Source organism: Nocardia sp. NPDC004260 (assembly GCF_053603155.1).
Genome location: NZ_JBSGEZ010000003.1, coordinates 34891 through 48546, shown reverse-complemented (window position 1 = coordinate 48546; position 13656 = coordinate 34891). Strand labels below are relative to the sequence as shown.

Genomic DNA, 13656 nt, shown 5'->3' with positions numbered 1-13656 from the left:
GTTCAGTTCCAGTGCTGGTAGATGTCCAGCACACGGCCGTCGCGGGTGCCGGGGGCGTTCAGGTAGACGGTGACCGTGCCGTCCGGATGGCCCGCCGCCTCCAGCACCACCTGCCGCAGTGTGGCGTGCACCGCACCGCGGTCGTCGCGGTAGATCGCGGAGTCGTTCTTCAGTCCGGCGCCGATCCGGCTGGGCGGGACGAACATGGTGACCACGGCGGGAATCGGCCCGCCCGCCAGCGCTGCGGTCGCCGTGTGGTCCAAGGGGATGGCCAGCCGCACGTCGTCGATCTGATCGAGCGGCTGCGCGGCGGCGGATCCGGCGCCGAGTGCCATTGCGGCCCCCGCGACGACGGCGAGCACACCCACGCTGACGATGGCAATCCGCATGCAGACCCTCCCGAACGATGGACGAATGTGAGCTGAGACTACGCACCGGCAACCGTTCAGCGATCGAAATCCGCGCGAACCCCACCTCGGCGTGTTGCCGGGCGGCTGCGGCCTGCATCACTGCACTACACCCTGTCGTCAAGCCGATTTTCCGGTGCTGAGAGACTGGAACTCGTGAGTTCTTCTCCGCGCGTGACCAGTGCAGCTGTGCCGGTTTCCGCTCAGCTCTTCGACCGGGCGAGTTCGGTGATTCCGGGTGGCGTCAACTCTCCGGTGCGGGCATTTCGATCCGTCGGCGGCACACCGCGATTCATCGCCTCGGCCGACGGCTGGAGGCTCGTCGACGCGGACGGCAACGAGTACGTCGACCTGGTCTGCTCCTGGGGGCCGATGATCCTCGGCCACGCGCATCCGGCGGTCGTCGATGCGGTGCGCGGCGCGGCGACCGGGGGCCTGTCCTTCGGCGCGCCGACCGAAGCCGAGATCGAACTCGCCGAGGAGATCGTGCGGCGGGTCACGCCGGTGGAGCGGGTACGGCTGGTGAACTCGGGCACCGAGGCGACGATGAGCGCGGTCCGGCTGGCCCGCGGCTACACCGGACGCACCAAGATCATCAAGTTCGCCGGTTGCTATCACGGCCACGTCGACGCGCTGCTCGCCGACGCGGGCTCCGGCGTCGCCACGCTCGGGCTGCCCACCTCGCCCGGCGTGACGGGCGCGCAGGCCGCCGACACCATCGTGCTGCCCTACAACGACATCGACGCCGTCGCCGCCGCGTTCGCCGCGAACCCGGGTCAGATCGCCTGCGTGATCACCGAGGCGGCGGCGGGCAACATGGGCGCGGTGGCGCCGCTGCCCGGATTCAACGCGGGACTGCGCGCGCTCACCGCCGAGCACGGGGCGCTGCTCGTCATGGACGAGGTGATGACCGGATTCCGGGTCAGCGCCGCGGGTTGGTTCGGCCGGGAAGGCGTCGCGGGCGACCTCTACACCTTCGGCAAGGTGATGAGCGGGGGTCTGCCCGCGGCCGCGTTCGGCGGTCGCGCCGAGATCATGAATCACCTCGCCCCGCTCGGGCCGGTCTACCAGGCCGGGACGCTGTCCGGTAACCCGGTCGCGGTGGCCGCGGGCCTCGCCACACTGCGCGCGGCCGACGAGGCGGTGTACACCGCGCTGGACCGCAACGCGCGGCGGCTCGGCGAGCTGTTCACCTCGGCGCTGACCGCCGCGGGCGTCGGGCACCAGGTCCAGTTCGCAGGCAATATGGTGAGCGTGTTCTTCGCCGAACGCCCGGTCACCGACTACGCCGCCGCCAAGGCGAGCGAGACCTGGCGCTATCCAGCGTTCTTCCACGCCCTGCTCGACGGTGGCGTGTACGCGCCGCCGAGCGCGTTCGAAGCGTGGTTCGTCTCCGCGGCGCTCGACGAGGACGCGTTCGACCGTATCGCTACCGCTCTGCCCGCCGCCGCGCACGCGGCGGCGGCCGCCACCCCCGAAGGATCCCGCGCGTGACCTCCGACCTCGATCAGCCCGATGCCGACCGGCGCGAGCCGGCCAAGCCGTCCGCCGAGCCGGAGGTGACCGCGACGCACGGCGCGACCGTGGCGATCGATCCGGCCGCGGACGAGACCGTGATCGACGCTGGTGAGCAGTTCGCCGCCGGGAGCACCGAGGCGGCGGAGCGCGCCGACGCGCGGACCAGCGCCGCCGACCGGGTGCACGACGGCGGCGCCGCCGCGCTCGAGACGATCGTGCACGTGCTGCGCCACGGCGAGGTGCACAACCCGAACGGCATCCTCTACGGCCGCCTGCCCGGCTTCAGCCTTTCGGTGGCGGGCCGTGCGCAGGCCGCCGCGGTCGCGCGGACCCTGGCCGATCACGACATCGCCGTGGTCATCGCGTCGCCGCTGCAGCGTGCTCAGGAGACCGCCGAGCCGATCGCCGCGCAGCACGACGTCATCGTGCGCACCGACGAGAACCTCATCGAGGCGGGCAACACCTTCGAAGGCCTGCGCGTCTCGGTCGGCGACGGCGCGCTGCGCAAGCCGCGGCACTGGTGGAAGCTGCGCGACCCCTTCACCCCGTCCTGGGGCGAGCCGTACCTCCAGATCGCGCACCGCATGCTGGCGGCCGTGAACAAAGCCCGGGTCGAAGCGGCCGGGCGGGAGGCGGTGCTCGTCTCCCACCAGCTACCCGTGTGGACGCTACGGCGGTTCCTCCAGGGCCAGCGCCTCTGGCACGACCCCCGGCAACGGCAGTGCTCGCTCGCCTCGCTGACCTCGCTCGTCTATCACGGCGACACGCTGGTCGACATCGTCTACTCCGAGCCCGCCGGCGGCTCGGACCCCTCGGTACACGGCGCATGACGCACCGCACCGCGTTCCCCATCCCGCCCTCGGCACGCGCCGGGCGGGTGCTGCCGGCTCTGCTCGCGTGCGTGGCGTTGATCGCAGCGCTCGCGGGTTGTTCGACCGGTTCGGACGCGGTGGCCTCGGGCGGCACCTTCGAATTCGTCTCGCCCGGCGGCAAGACCGACATCCGCTACGATCCGCCCGCCGCGCGCGGCACCATCGGCAAACTCGCCGGTCCGGACCTGATGACCGCGGGCAAGACCACCTCGGTGGAGGACTACGCGGGCAAAGTCGTGGTACTCAACCTGTGGGGCCAGTGGTGCGGTCCGTGCCGCGCCGAGGCGCCCGCCCTGGAAAAGGTCTACGAAGCGACCAAGGACAAAGGCGTCGCCTTCCTCGGCATCAACGTCCGCGACCCACAACAGGACAAGGCCCAAGACTTCGTGGTCGACAACAAGGTCGGCTACCCGTCCATCTACGACCCGTCGATGCGCACGCTTTTGGCGCTCGGCGGGAATTTCCCTACCAGTGTCATCCCCACCACGCTCGTCCTCGACCGGCAACACCGGGTCGCCGCGGTATTCCTGCGGTCCCTGCTCGCCGAGGATCTGCAGTCAGTGGTCGAAAGTATCGCCGCGGAGGAATCACAGTGAATCGCGACCGTCGTACCCGCCACCTGCGCGCCTGTCGGCCACGGCAGGGCGCCCGACGAATCGGCGGCGGATGGGCCGTCGACGACCGGTGGGCGGGCATCGCCACCGTGCCGCGCAGCGTCGCGGCCGAGTCGTTGCTGGACTTCCCGGCGTTCGACGCGGCCGAGGAACCCGCGGCCACCGAGCGGACGGTGGCGCCGCGCCGCGGCGCCGGACGATCGCCGGAGGATACGCGGGAGGACTCGGTGTGACCCTCGCGCGCACCGCGCCGTGTACCGGGGAGGACCTGTGATGGTGCTCGCCGCAGTCGGTGATTCGTTCCAGCAGACGGCGGCCTCCGGGCCGCTGCTGCTGGCGCTCGGCGCGTGCCTGCTCGCGGGTCTGGTGTCGTTCGCTTCGCCGTGTGTGGTGCCCCTGGTGCCGGGGTACCTGTCCTATCTGGCCGGACTCGTCGGCGCGGAGGCGCCGCCTGCCACGGTGGCGGAGGCCACCGGCGGACGCGTCGCGACTGCCGCGCGGCCGCCTCGGTCGGGGCGGATGCGGGTCGCGGGTGCGGCCGGTTTGTTCGTCGCCGGTTTCACCGTGGTCTTCGTGCTCGCCACCGCGACCGTGTTCGGCGTCATCCAGACCCTCAACGTGAATCGTGAACTGCTGCAACGCATCGGCGGTGTGGTGACGATCCTGATGGGCCTGGTCTTCATCGGCCTGGTGCCCGCGTTGCAGCGTGACACCCGGATGGAGCCGCGCAGGCTCACCAGCCTCATGGGCGCGCCGCTGCTGGGCGGGGTGTTCGCGCTGGGATGGACGCCGTGCCTCGGCCCCACGCTGTCGGGCGTCATGGCCGTGGCCGCGGGCACCGACGGGACCACGGCGGTGCGCGGGGTCGCGCTGATCGTCGCTTACTGTCTCGGCCTCGGTCTGCCGTTCGTGGTGCTGGCGTTCGGGTCGGCGAGCGCGCTGCGAGGGGTCGGGTGGCTGCGCCGCAATTCCCGCACCATTCAGATCATCGGGGGCATGTTGCTCGTCGCGGTCGGCGCCGCGCTGGTCACCGGGGCGTGGGACCAGTTCGTCGCCTGGGTGCGCGACGCGTTCGTCTCCGAGGTGACCCTGCCGATATGACCGTGACCGACCACCCCACGATCGAAAGCCCCGAGCGTCCGCCGCGTCAATCACTGATCGGGCGGGCCTGGGCGTTCCTGCGCAACACCTGGCGCGGGCTCACCAGCATGCGCACCGCCTTGGTCCTGCTGTTCCTGCTCGCTCTGGCCGCGATTCCCGGCGCGCTGCTGCCGCAGCGGAACCTCAACGAGCAGAAGGTCGAGCAGTACATTGCCAGCCGGCCCACGCTCGGCCCGTGGATGGACCGCTTCGAGCTGTTCGACGTGTTCTCCAGTTTCTGGTTCACGGCCGTCTACGTGCTGCTGTTCATCTCACTGGTCGGTTGCATCCTGCCGCGCACGCTCGACCACTACCGCGCTCTGCGCACACCGCCGGTGCGCGCGCCGCGCAACCTGACCAGGCTTCCGCACCACTACGCGGGCCGGGTCGAGCGGTCGCCGCAGGAGCTGATCGACCACGCCCGCGCCCAGCTGCGTGGCTGGCGCACCGAGGTCCGCCCCGGTCCTCGCCAGGGTGAACTGGCGCTGTCCGCGGAGAAGGGCTACACCCGCGAACTCGGCAATCTGGTGTTCCACCTCGCGCTGGTCGGGCTGCTGGTCGCCATCGCGATGGGCAAGCTGTTCGGCTACGAAGGCAGCGTCATCGTGCTGGCGAACAACGGCCCCGGCTTCTGCACCACCTCGCCCGCGGTGTTCGACTCGTTCAAGGCGGGCAACGTCAACGACGGCACCGGCATGACCCCGGTGTGCGTGCGGGTGAAGGATTTCCAGGCCGACTACCTGACCAACGGGCAAGCGGAGATGTTCACCGCGAACCTCTCCTACCAGGCGGGCGACGATCTGCGGTCGAACACCTGGCGCGACACCAGGGTGCAGGTCAACCATCCGCTCCGCGTCGCCGGTGACCGGCTCTACCTGCAAGGGCACGGCTACGCGCCGACCTTCACGGTCACCTTCCCCAACGGCCAGACCCGCACCGAGTCCATTCAGTGGCGGCCCGACGACGCCTCGACGTTCCTGTCCAGCGGCGTGCTGCGGATCGACCCGCCCGGTGGCATGTACGCCAGCGACGAGGAGCGCCGCAAGAACCAGATCGCGATCGAGGGCTTGTTCGCGCCCACGGCGATGTTCCACGGATCGTTGCTGTCCTCCGCGTACCCCGCGATGAACGATCCCGCCGTCGCGGTCGACATCTATCGGGGCGACACCGGCCTCGACACCGGTAAGCCGCAATCGTTGTTCGCCCTGGACCCAGAGCAGGTCAAGCAGGGCAGGCTCACCAAGGAGGCCAGGGTCAATCTCCGCCCCGGCGAGTCGACCACGCTGCCGAACGGCACCAAGGTCACCTTCGACGGCGCGCAGGAGTTCGTGAATCTTCAGGTCTCACATGACCCGGCCCAGCAGTGGGTGCTGGTGAGCGCGCTGCTGATGATGGCGGGCCTGCTGGTGTCGCTGCTGATCAAGCGCAGGCGGATCTGGGTGCGGGTCTACCCGGCCGAGGACGCGGGCGGTACCGTGGAACAACGACGCACTGTAGTAGAGATGGGCGGGCTCGCCAGGACCGACCAGGCGGGCTGGGGCGGCGAGTTCGAACGGCTGCGCACGCGCCTGCTCGATGAGCACGCCGAGACCACGGGAGAGTGACGATGCCGATCGACGAGACCATCGCCAGGTACAGCGATTTCGCCTTCAAAACGGCGATCGTGGTGTACGCGCTGGTGCTGGTACTGCTGATCTGGCAGTACGCGACGGCGCGTAGCCGCCAGGTCTCCGAGCGCGAGCTGGTGACGGTGGGCGGCGGGTCGACACCGCAGGGACCCGGCCGCGTCAGCGAGCCCGCGGGGCGGCCGCTGTCGGAGCGGCTGGGCAACATGGCGTTCTCGGTGCTCATGGTGGCCATCGCGCTGCACGTGGGCGCGATCGTGCTGCGCGGCTTCGCGACGCACCGCTTCCCGCTGGGCAACATGTACGAGTTCGTCACCATGGCGACGGCGGCCGCCGTGCTGGTCGGGATCGCGCTCCTGCGCGAGCAGCGCTACCGCGCCATGTGGGTGTTCCTGCTGGTACCGGTGCTGATCCTGCTGTTCCTCGCAGGCACGGTGCTCTACGCCGACGCCGCACCCGTGGTGCCCGCGTTGAAGTCGTTCTGGCTGCCGGTACACGTCACCATCGTCAGCGTGGGCAGCGGCGTATTCCTGTTCGCGGGCGTGGCGAGCATGCTCTTCCTCTACCGCCTGCGTCAGCCGGACGGCCAGGAGTCGGCCAACGTCCTCGGCGCCATCGCCCGCCGACTGCCCGACGCCCGCACCCTCGACCGGCTCGCCTACAAGGCCACCATCATCGGCTTCCCGCTGTTCGGCGCGGGCGTCATCCTCGGCGCGATCTGGGCCGAAGCCGCCTGGGGCCGCTTCTGGGGCTGGGACCCGAAGGAAACCTGCTCCTTCATCGCCTGGGTCCTCTACGCCGCTTACCTCCACGCCCGCGCCACCTCCGGCTGGCGCGACACGAAGGCCGCCTGGATCAACATCGCCGCCTTCGTCGCGATGCTGTTCAACCTGTTCATCATCAACATGGTGATCAGCGGGTTGCATTCGTATGCGGGGTTGAACTAAAGGGATCGACCAGCGCATTCACGTGTGTGGCGGGTACTCGTGTCGCGCCGGTGGTCGCTACGCAGTGAATACGCAGTAGTTGCGAGTCGGGCGTTGAATGCGCAGCCGAACCGTGGCTCGCGTTGTCTCATCGGCATCGGGCCACAGGTGGGCGTGGTATCGCAAGGTAGTGATTGCCGCTACCGTGCCGGATGCGGGCCTGCACGGCCTGATGGCTGCGCCCCTTCGAGCATCGTCGAGACGGTATAACTGAACGCGGTCCTGCGGACCCCACGATGTTGGCAAGTGCCGACAGGTGCAACTCCCCCACGTGTCAATTGCGCCACCACAAAGCACGTAACCCGTGCGTTTTGTGCCACAATGGCCGTATGACCGGCCCAGTTGGTGGGCTGATGCAGGCGCGGAAAGGAGTCTGGCGATGACACGTAAAGCAATGCGCGCACGCCTGATGGCCGACCGCGCCCTGAGCAAGATCGAGCGTGAGCGCATTCCGCTCGACAGCGCCATGTTTTTCCAGGCCCTGAACGTGACACGCACTCACGTACGCGGTCCGCTCATGCATGAGGTTCTGGCCAAGTGGGGTGTGATGCTGCTGACCAGTAGCGTTGCTGAGGTGCGCCGCGAGATGAATGACGATGAGCTTTTCGCCAGCTTGTCGCCGTTGAACGTGGTCCTATCCGAGAAGGAACGCCGCGAAGCGCTGGCCGATCTGCACGCACGACAGATGGCATTGGCTGGGTGAACCGCGTCCAACTCGAGCAGGCCATCCGCATTGCGTGCGTGACCCTGAGAGAGTCGCACGTCGTCATCTTCGGCTCCCAATCGATCCTCGGCTCCTACGACGATGACCAGCTGCCAGACGCCGTCACGATGTCGCGTGAGGTCGACATGTACCCGTATTCGGGGCTCGCTGGTGCTGACCGTGCGGCCGTGGAATCCAAGCTCTCGATCCTGGATGTGTTCGTCGGCGAGGACTCCGAATTCCATGGTCTGCACGGCATCTATGTCGAAGGCGTGCACCGCGAGACCCTGATTCTGCCCGCCTGCTGGGATTTGCGGTTGGTCCCGGTGCATGTCACCGCTTACACGCCAGGTGATGGCTTCTTCACCCGTCATGGCCTGTGCCTGCATCCGCTGGATCTGTGTGTGGCGAAAGGGCTGGCAGGACGGCCGAAAGACCATGCGTTCATAGCGGCTCTGCTCTCGTCCGCGCTGCTCACGTCGGCCGAAGTCGTCGCCCACCTAGACGAATACGATATTGAGTGGCCGTCGACCTACCCTCATGCTGACCAGAATGCGCTGGCGGAGAGCAGATTTCGGAACTGGCTGGCTACCCAGTAACCGCCGGTATAGGAGCATCTGGAGCCACAGCTGCCGTGGTGAGCTCGGCGGTGCGCGCGTATTTCAATAGGTGCGTGGTGCGTTCCGACAGGAGAAACAAGAGTGCGTCGGGCAGCGTCGCTCAATACGATCGCGTCATGCTGCTGCCACGCATCGGACGGCCCGACCTTCCCGATTCGATGACGTGGGAGGAGTTGCAACGGCTCCCCGAGGATATCGCGGAGCAAATCGAGTTGTGGGACGGCTCCGTGGTTTGGGTAAGGCGCCAGCCCGGCGAACATCAGCTCTTCACACGCCGCTTGACCGACTCCCTCGAGCGCTGTGTACGAAAGTCGATGTCGGACGAGCCGGAACGTGACTGGCGCGTCAACTCCGCAACCAATGTGTTCCTCGGCCGCACGGGAAAATCCGACTTCCTGACGCCGGACTTCCTCGTCCACCGCTGTCTCGAATCGCCCTCTCAGGACGTACGGGGAAGTGATGTTCTCTTGGTCGGTGAGGTCTTGTCCCCGGCCGTCACGCAGACGGACATCGAGGCCAAGAAGATTCGCTACGCCAGCGCCGGCATCCCCTGGCTCTGGGAGGTGACGCTGGCCCGTGAGGTCAGCGCGATCGCTGTCGTCCGTGTCTACGGCCTCGACATCGGCCATGCGCAACTCCCGAACGGTGCACAGCCGCTCCATTCCGCCAACTACATCGTCGCGGCAGAGTGGAACCACGAGAACTCGGACGGTCTCGAATTCAGCCGCCCGTTCCCGATCGCCATCCCGTGGACCGAACTCGAATCCGACTCACTCGGTGAGACTCGGTGAGCCAAGTCGAACAGGAGCGGCTGCTCACACTCAGTGGTCAGACAGTACTGGAGGCTCCGGACCCCGCCGGTCCCATCCAGGCGCGCAGGTCCACGACGCTGTCGCAGTAGTCGTCGGTGTCATCGAGGATCGGCTGGCGGGCAAGGTCGCCGGTACGGGCCAGCGGTGCCAGCTCCTGGGCGAGGTAGGCGTAGCCGGTCGGACGCCCGTCGACGCCGCTGACAGCCAAGTCGATGCCGTAGGTGCGGTCCGTGCGGGTGATGCGAATGTAGATGCGGCAGGTGTCGGCGTCGGTGTACAAGAATCCTGCGAACGTGTAGTCGTCGGCGAACCAGGGCAGGCCGCCACCGACCAAGAGGCTGAACAGACTGAACAGGCGTTGGTCACCGGAATCGGCTTCGGCGGTGTAGTCGAACCCGGTATCGGCCGCGGCGAGGACGGTGTTGCCGTGGCTGTCACGCGGTTGGTCCTCGTGGTCAGCCAGTAGCTGTGTGACAGCGGGCGCGACGGTGAACCGGGCGTGGTCGACAGCGCCAGGAACATCGAGCAGGCCTGTGCCGGAAGATAATTCGTAATCCACGGCGATTCCTGAGACAATCGTCGCGGTCGGCGACAGCACGATCCGGGCATGTCCGGAGTTGGCGCGTACCACTCCCCGCACCCGGGGGCCGACTGCAGTACCGGCCGGGGCGAGGACCAACGGAATCGTGCGGTACAGCAGCAGATCGAACCGGCCGTCGGCGTCTGGATCGGGCACCGAGTTACCTCCTTGGTCGACGAAGTGTTTCCACCCACCCATCCGGAATCACGTTCGTGCGCTCATATAGAGCCTGCTGTCGCGGTAATCCCAAGGGTTTCTTCGATCTGATCAGAGAATGAGGTGTGGGCATAGTGAGCGGAGACGGTCGACGAAGCAAGGACGGTGTTTCGCTGATGACAGTCACGATTGAACCCAGCACGGCCGCAGGACTTCGTTCGCGCCATCGAGAGGCCCTGCGGCGTCTAGGGCTGACACGAGAGGAGATCGGGGAGCTCGCCGCTCGGTATGCTTTGACGACAGAGGAACTGGCGGCATGGAACGAGTTGCGATCCATCGAGTTCCTGCTCGGTGATGCGTGAGGTAGCTCGATCCGCTGGCTACGCCGGTTCGGCCCAGAATCCAGCCCTATCGATCACGATGGCGCATGGCTGGTTGAGCACCCCCGCCTTGTAGACGGCCTCGCTGAGGTGAGTCGACATCAGAACCATCCACGTCTTCCACGGCGTGCTCTCGCCATTGGGAGTTCCAGCTTTCGCCGCGAGGCGCGAATAGTAGTCATGAAGTTCCTGGTCGGTGAAGCGGAACTCTACGGGGGGAACCACCGGTGATTCGCCTACAGCCGTGAGTAGCAGCCGACCTGCGCTGTCGCGGCCGATCTGGTATCCCCACTCGTTACCGGCACGAATCACCGAATCAGTGAGTTCAGCCAGATTCGGATCAGACTTTTCCACCACAGGCTCCTCCTGGGTAGGCGGTGATGATCTTGCCTCTCTCGTTCACGATCACGGTGGGCTGAACCGTATTGGCTATCGCTCCCGTGGCGCGGTTGACGACAACATGCTTTGACGCACCAGCCACGGTTTCGGTTCCCTTGAGTGACTCGGTCGGTTCTCTGGCCCAGTCGGCGGGCACTGGGCGGCCTGGTCAACATTCGAGGTAGAGCCGTTCGTTCGGGAGGCGGGGGAGGCCGGTGGGGTCGCCGGGTAGGACGGTTACCGCGCCGGGGCGGTGGCGGGCGTTCCAGTCCTGGACGAATACCAATGCGGCGGTGAGGCATGCGGCGAAGTCCATGCGCTGGTCGTGCAGGTAGACCGAAAGGTGTACGTCGGGTTCCTCCGGGTGAGGAGACTGGGCGGGGCCGGTCGTGAGACTGCGAATCGGGGGCGTGATCGGTTCGCCGTGCGAGTTCATCGGCTTGTCCCGACCGCTCGGGCGAGCAGGGATGCTTGCACTGCTTCCACCACCAGCCGTCCTGAGGGCCGGTAGGTGTCGCAGGGAACCTCGAGCCATGCGCGGTATACGGTGTTGCTGTCGGCCGGGGAAGGGAGGGCGATCAATCCGCCGTCGCGGATCACCTTCACGCGATCCCGGAACAGGCCCGCGAAGATTCGAGGTTCGTCGGGCAGATCAGGCCGCACCAGGAATGTCCAGGTCAGGGAATGCGGGTGCGTGATGATCGGGCCGAGACCGTATCCGCCGCTGCGCAACCGGTCCGTCGCTGCCCGCCCCAACGGCTCCGGCACCGAGACACCCCACACCAGCGAACCTGCTCGCACCACGATTCGGCCGAGTGCTTCGGGTTCTACCTCGGCAGGGAGTTGACAGATCATCTTGTAGTACGCGCACTGCCCGGATGGGGTTGCAAGATCGAAGCCTTCGATGCCTGGCGCGCTCATGCCTGAGCCTCCGCGTCCCCCGACGGTGCCGGGGTCGGGTACAGGGCGCGGCCGAGCATCACATGTCCCGGCATGATCACACTGCACACTCGCGTGAAGTCGGCCGGAACCGAGCCGCCCAGATGCGCCATCCCCGGAACTATCACCGCACTCGCGCGGGCGACGTGCACCATTTCCAACACACGCGCTGCCGCCACCGGCGATACCGTGTGCGGCGCAACCACATAGATCGCGGCCAGCGTGTAACCGTGCCGCCGTGCGAGCGCCTCGATCGTCGCTCGATCGTGCACGGCGTCCGCCCCCGCGACCGCCGCGCACCGCATCCCGATGGCCAGTGCGCCGTGCGTATCTGTCAGCGAGCCGCGCAACGGCGTCGACTCGTCTTTCAGATACGCCGCGATCCGCTCCAGCTCAGGCACTCCCGCCCGATACAACCCCTGCCGACTGCTCGCATCCATCCCCTGCGCCTCCCTGCGATCCGATTGGAAAGCACCCGACGCCGAGGGCTCAGCACCAGCCAGCGGTCATGGCTGTACTGGCGCGGCCGAGATGATGAGGTGGCCGGCTCACCCCGGCGTCGGGGCCGGGGCAGACGTTATGAGCTGGGCCACAACAGATTTGTCCACGAAGGACAAGCGCGGGAATTCGATCAGTTCCTCGGCGTGTGCTCAGGAGCGATGCCGAGTCGCCAAGCCAAGCCGCGCAGCTCACGGCCGCCCGCATCGCGACGCGCGGCGCGGAGCACATCGGCCACGGCTTCACGGGCCAGGACGTCGGCGTGTACACGCTGGGGCGCAAGGTGTTCAGCGCGTAGCAGTACTTGCACGCCTTGTTCACGGTGGATGGGGTCGGTCAGCAGGGCTCGGCCGACTTCCATGTAGAACTCGGCTTGCCGGGACTTGCTAGGGATGCTGTGCACGTTGACGCTGCGTGCGTCCTCGGCCACCTTTGCGCCGTCACCGAATTCCATGCCGATGCACGCGCGCCAGATGCCGACATTGGACGCGCCGAACCACATACGACCGAACGCTCCGATTTCGGTCTCCATGCGCTCGGCCAGGGCGGTGGCTTCGTCCAAATGCGTGTTGGTGGTCGACCGGTCGCCCTGTACCGCCGAGGCGAGCGCAGCCGACAGGTGCAGCATGCCGGAGGTTTGCAGAACGTTCGTGTCGTCCAAATGCGGACTGAGTTCGTCGATGCAACGCACCGCGCGCCGGTATTGCTCGGGCCGGGACAGGCCGCCTGTCGCATCACCGCGTAGCCAGACAGTGAACCCGGACCAGGCCGGAGATTCCAGCATGGCGGCGCATTCCTGCGCGGCCTTCGCGGCCAGCAGTGGCAAACCACGGCCCGCGAGACGCTTGGTCACCCACATCGCCGAGGCGTAGCAAGTGATCAAGCCGCGCAGCACGTTGCGACGATGTTCCGGTGACCGGGCGTAGACCGCGTGCAACTCGGCCAAGAGTGCGGGCGTGAGTTCGGTCTGCCCGGCATAGTCCGAGGTCATCTGCGCCATTTCGGCTAGCCGCTCGAGGTCGGCGGCGATGGCGGGCCATTCGCGGACTGCGCCGCCGGGGTCGTCGCCGAGTTCGTAGACATCCAGCGCGCGTTCGATCGCGACGACTCCGGCATGGGCGGCCTCGTTGCCTTCGGCACGGGAACCAGCTTGCCCAGCTGCCGGATAGAACTCTGAGGGAGAGACGCGTAGCGCCCGCGCCAACGCTTCCAGGGTGGCACGGTTGGACAAGGCTTGCTCCCCGCGCTCGAGGCGGCCGAGGTATCCGAAACTGATACCGGCCAGACCCGCGACGACTTCGAGGCTTTGCCCGCGCCAGGCACGAATCTCACGCAACCTGCGCCCGACTTCGTTCGGGGGAATGTCGTTCATGGCGTACTCCTCCGCCGATGGCTGTCCACCTGCGACGGTACCTGTCGATACTCGAC

The 13656-nt window shown here is 67.3% G+C and carries 17 protein-coding genes; 10 read left to right on the top strand and 7 right to left on the bottom strand.

Annotation, left to right across the window (positions count from 1 at the left end):
* Positions 1–2: 2 nt before the first annotated feature.
* Positions 3–389 (bottom strand): hypothetical protein, encoded by a 387-nt coding sequence (locus tag ACWEO7_RS03115; RefSeq protein WP_355071956.1) that lies wholly within the window; start codon positions 387–389, stop codon positions 3–5.
* 192 nt (positions 390–581) lie between these two features.
* Here ACWEO7_RS03115 and hemL point away from each other — a divergent pair, with 192 nt between their 5' ends.
* The 10 genes from hemL to ACWEO7_RS03065 all read left to right on the top strand — a co-directional run bounded on the left by hemL (position 582) and on the right by ACWEO7_RS03065 (position 9276).
* Positions 582–1901 carry a glutamate-1-semialdehyde 2,1-aminomutase gene (gene hemL / locus ACWEO7_RS03110; protein WP_452420327.1) on the top strand — a complete coding sequence of 440 codons (1320 nt, stop codon included), beginning with the start codon at positions 582–584 and terminating at the stop codon, positions 1899–1901.
* A gap of 203 nt (positions 1902–2104) precedes the next feature.
* Positions 2105–2755, top strand: a complete 651-nt coding sequence (locus ACWEO7_RS03105) for a histidine phosphatase family protein (protein ID WP_452420634.1) — start codon at positions 2105–2107, stop codon at positions 2753–2755.
* The gene (locus ACWEO7_RS03100) at positions 2752–3393 is read left to right on the top strand and encodes a TlpA disulfide reductase family protein (protein ID WP_452420325.1); all 642 of its coding nucleotides are present in this window, start codon (positions 2752–2754) and stop codon (positions 3391–3393) included. Before ACWEO7_RS03105 ends, ACWEO7_RS03100 begins: the two co-directional genes overlap by 4 nt.
* On the top strand, positions 3390–3644 hold the full coding sequence (locus ACWEO7_RS03095) for a hypothetical protein (RefSeq protein WP_450017658.1): 255 nt from the start codon (positions 3390–3392) through the stop codon (positions 3642–3644). Before ACWEO7_RS03100 ends, ACWEO7_RS03095 begins: the two co-directional genes overlap by 4 nt.
* Before the next feature lie 40 nt (positions 3645–3684).
* Entirely contained in the window at positions 3685–4512 is an 828-nt protein-coding gene (locus ACWEO7_RS03090) for a cytochrome c biogenesis CcdA family protein (RefSeq protein ID WP_452420323.1), read from the top strand.
* Complete coding sequence (gene resB / locus ACWEO7_RS03085; RefSeq protein ID WP_452420322.1) at positions 4509–6155, top strand: cytochrome c biogenesis protein ResB; 1647 nt, start codon at positions 4509–4511, stop codon at positions 6153–6155. The genes ACWEO7_RS03090 and resB overlap by 4 nt, the downstream gene beginning before the upstream one ends.
* Positions 6156–6157: 2 nt before the next feature.
* Positions 6158–7123 carry a c-type cytochrome biogenesis protein CcsB gene (gene ccsB / locus ACWEO7_RS03080; RefSeq protein WP_356962571.1) on the top strand — a complete coding sequence of 322 codons (966 nt, stop codon included), beginning with the start codon at positions 6158–6160 and terminating at the stop codon, positions 7121–7123.
* A gap of 418 nt (positions 7124–7541) precedes the next feature.
* On the top strand, positions 7542–7865 hold the full coding sequence (locus ACWEO7_RS03075) for a hypothetical protein (RefSeq protein ID WP_452420320.1): 324 nt from the start codon (positions 7542–7544) through the stop codon (positions 7863–7865).
* Positions 7862–8464: a hypothetical protein gene (locus ACWEO7_RS03070; RefSeq protein WP_452420318.1), complete on the top strand. Its 603-nt coding sequence runs from the start codon at positions 7862–7864 to the stop codon at positions 8462–8464. Before ACWEO7_RS03075 ends, ACWEO7_RS03070 begins: the two co-directional genes overlap by 4 nt.
* Before the next feature lie 137 nt (positions 8465–8601).
* Positions 8602–9276, top strand: coding sequence for a Uma2 family endonuclease (locus ACWEO7_RS03065; protein ID WP_452420316.1), 675 nt, complete (start codon positions 8602–8604; stop codon positions 9274–9276).
* A 37-nt stretch (positions 9277–9313) separates the two neighbouring features.
* Here ACWEO7_RS03065 and ACWEO7_RS03060 read toward each other — a convergent pair whose 3' ends face one another.
* The 6 genes from ACWEO7_RS03060 to ACWEO7_RS03035 all read right to left on the bottom strand — a co-directional run bounded on the left by ACWEO7_RS03060 (position 9314) and on the right by ACWEO7_RS03035 (position 13600).
* The gene (locus ACWEO7_RS03060; RefSeq protein ID WP_452420314.1) at positions 9314–10033 is read right to left on the bottom strand and encodes a hypothetical protein; all 720 of its coding nucleotides are present in this window, start codon (positions 10031–10033) and stop codon (positions 9314–9316) included.
* 380 nt (positions 10034–10413) lie between these two features.
* The gene (locus ACWEO7_RS03055; protein WP_412807476.1) at positions 10414–10767 is read right to left on the bottom strand and encodes a hypothetical protein; all 354 of its coding nucleotides are present in this window, start codon (positions 10765–10767) and stop codon (positions 10414–10416) included.
* Between the two features lie 193 nt (positions 10768–10960).
* Positions 10961–11227 (bottom strand): hypothetical protein, encoded by a 267-nt coding sequence (locus ACWEO7_RS03050; RefSeq protein ID WP_379253999.1) that lies wholly within the window; start codon positions 11225–11227, stop codon positions 10961–10963.
* On the bottom strand, positions 11224–11712 hold the full coding sequence (locus ACWEO7_RS03045; protein ID WP_452420312.1) for a DNA-directed RNA polymerase subunit beta: 489 nt from the start codon (positions 11710–11712) through the stop codon (positions 11224–11226). The genes ACWEO7_RS03050 and ACWEO7_RS03045 overlap by 4 nt, the downstream gene beginning before the upstream one ends.
* Entirely contained in the window at positions 11709–12170 is a 462-nt protein-coding gene (locus ACWEO7_RS03040) for a hypothetical protein (RefSeq protein ID WP_452420310.1), read from the bottom strand. Before ACWEO7_RS03040 ends, ACWEO7_RS03045 begins: the two co-directional genes overlap by 4 nt.
* Positions 12171–12361: 191 nt before the next feature.
* On the bottom strand, positions 12362–13600 hold the full coding sequence (locus ACWEO7_RS03035) for a helix-turn-helix domain-containing protein (RefSeq protein WP_452420308.1): 1239 nt from the start codon (positions 13598–13600) through the stop codon (positions 12362–12364).
* Between the last annotated feature and the right edge of the window lie 56 nt (positions 13601–13656).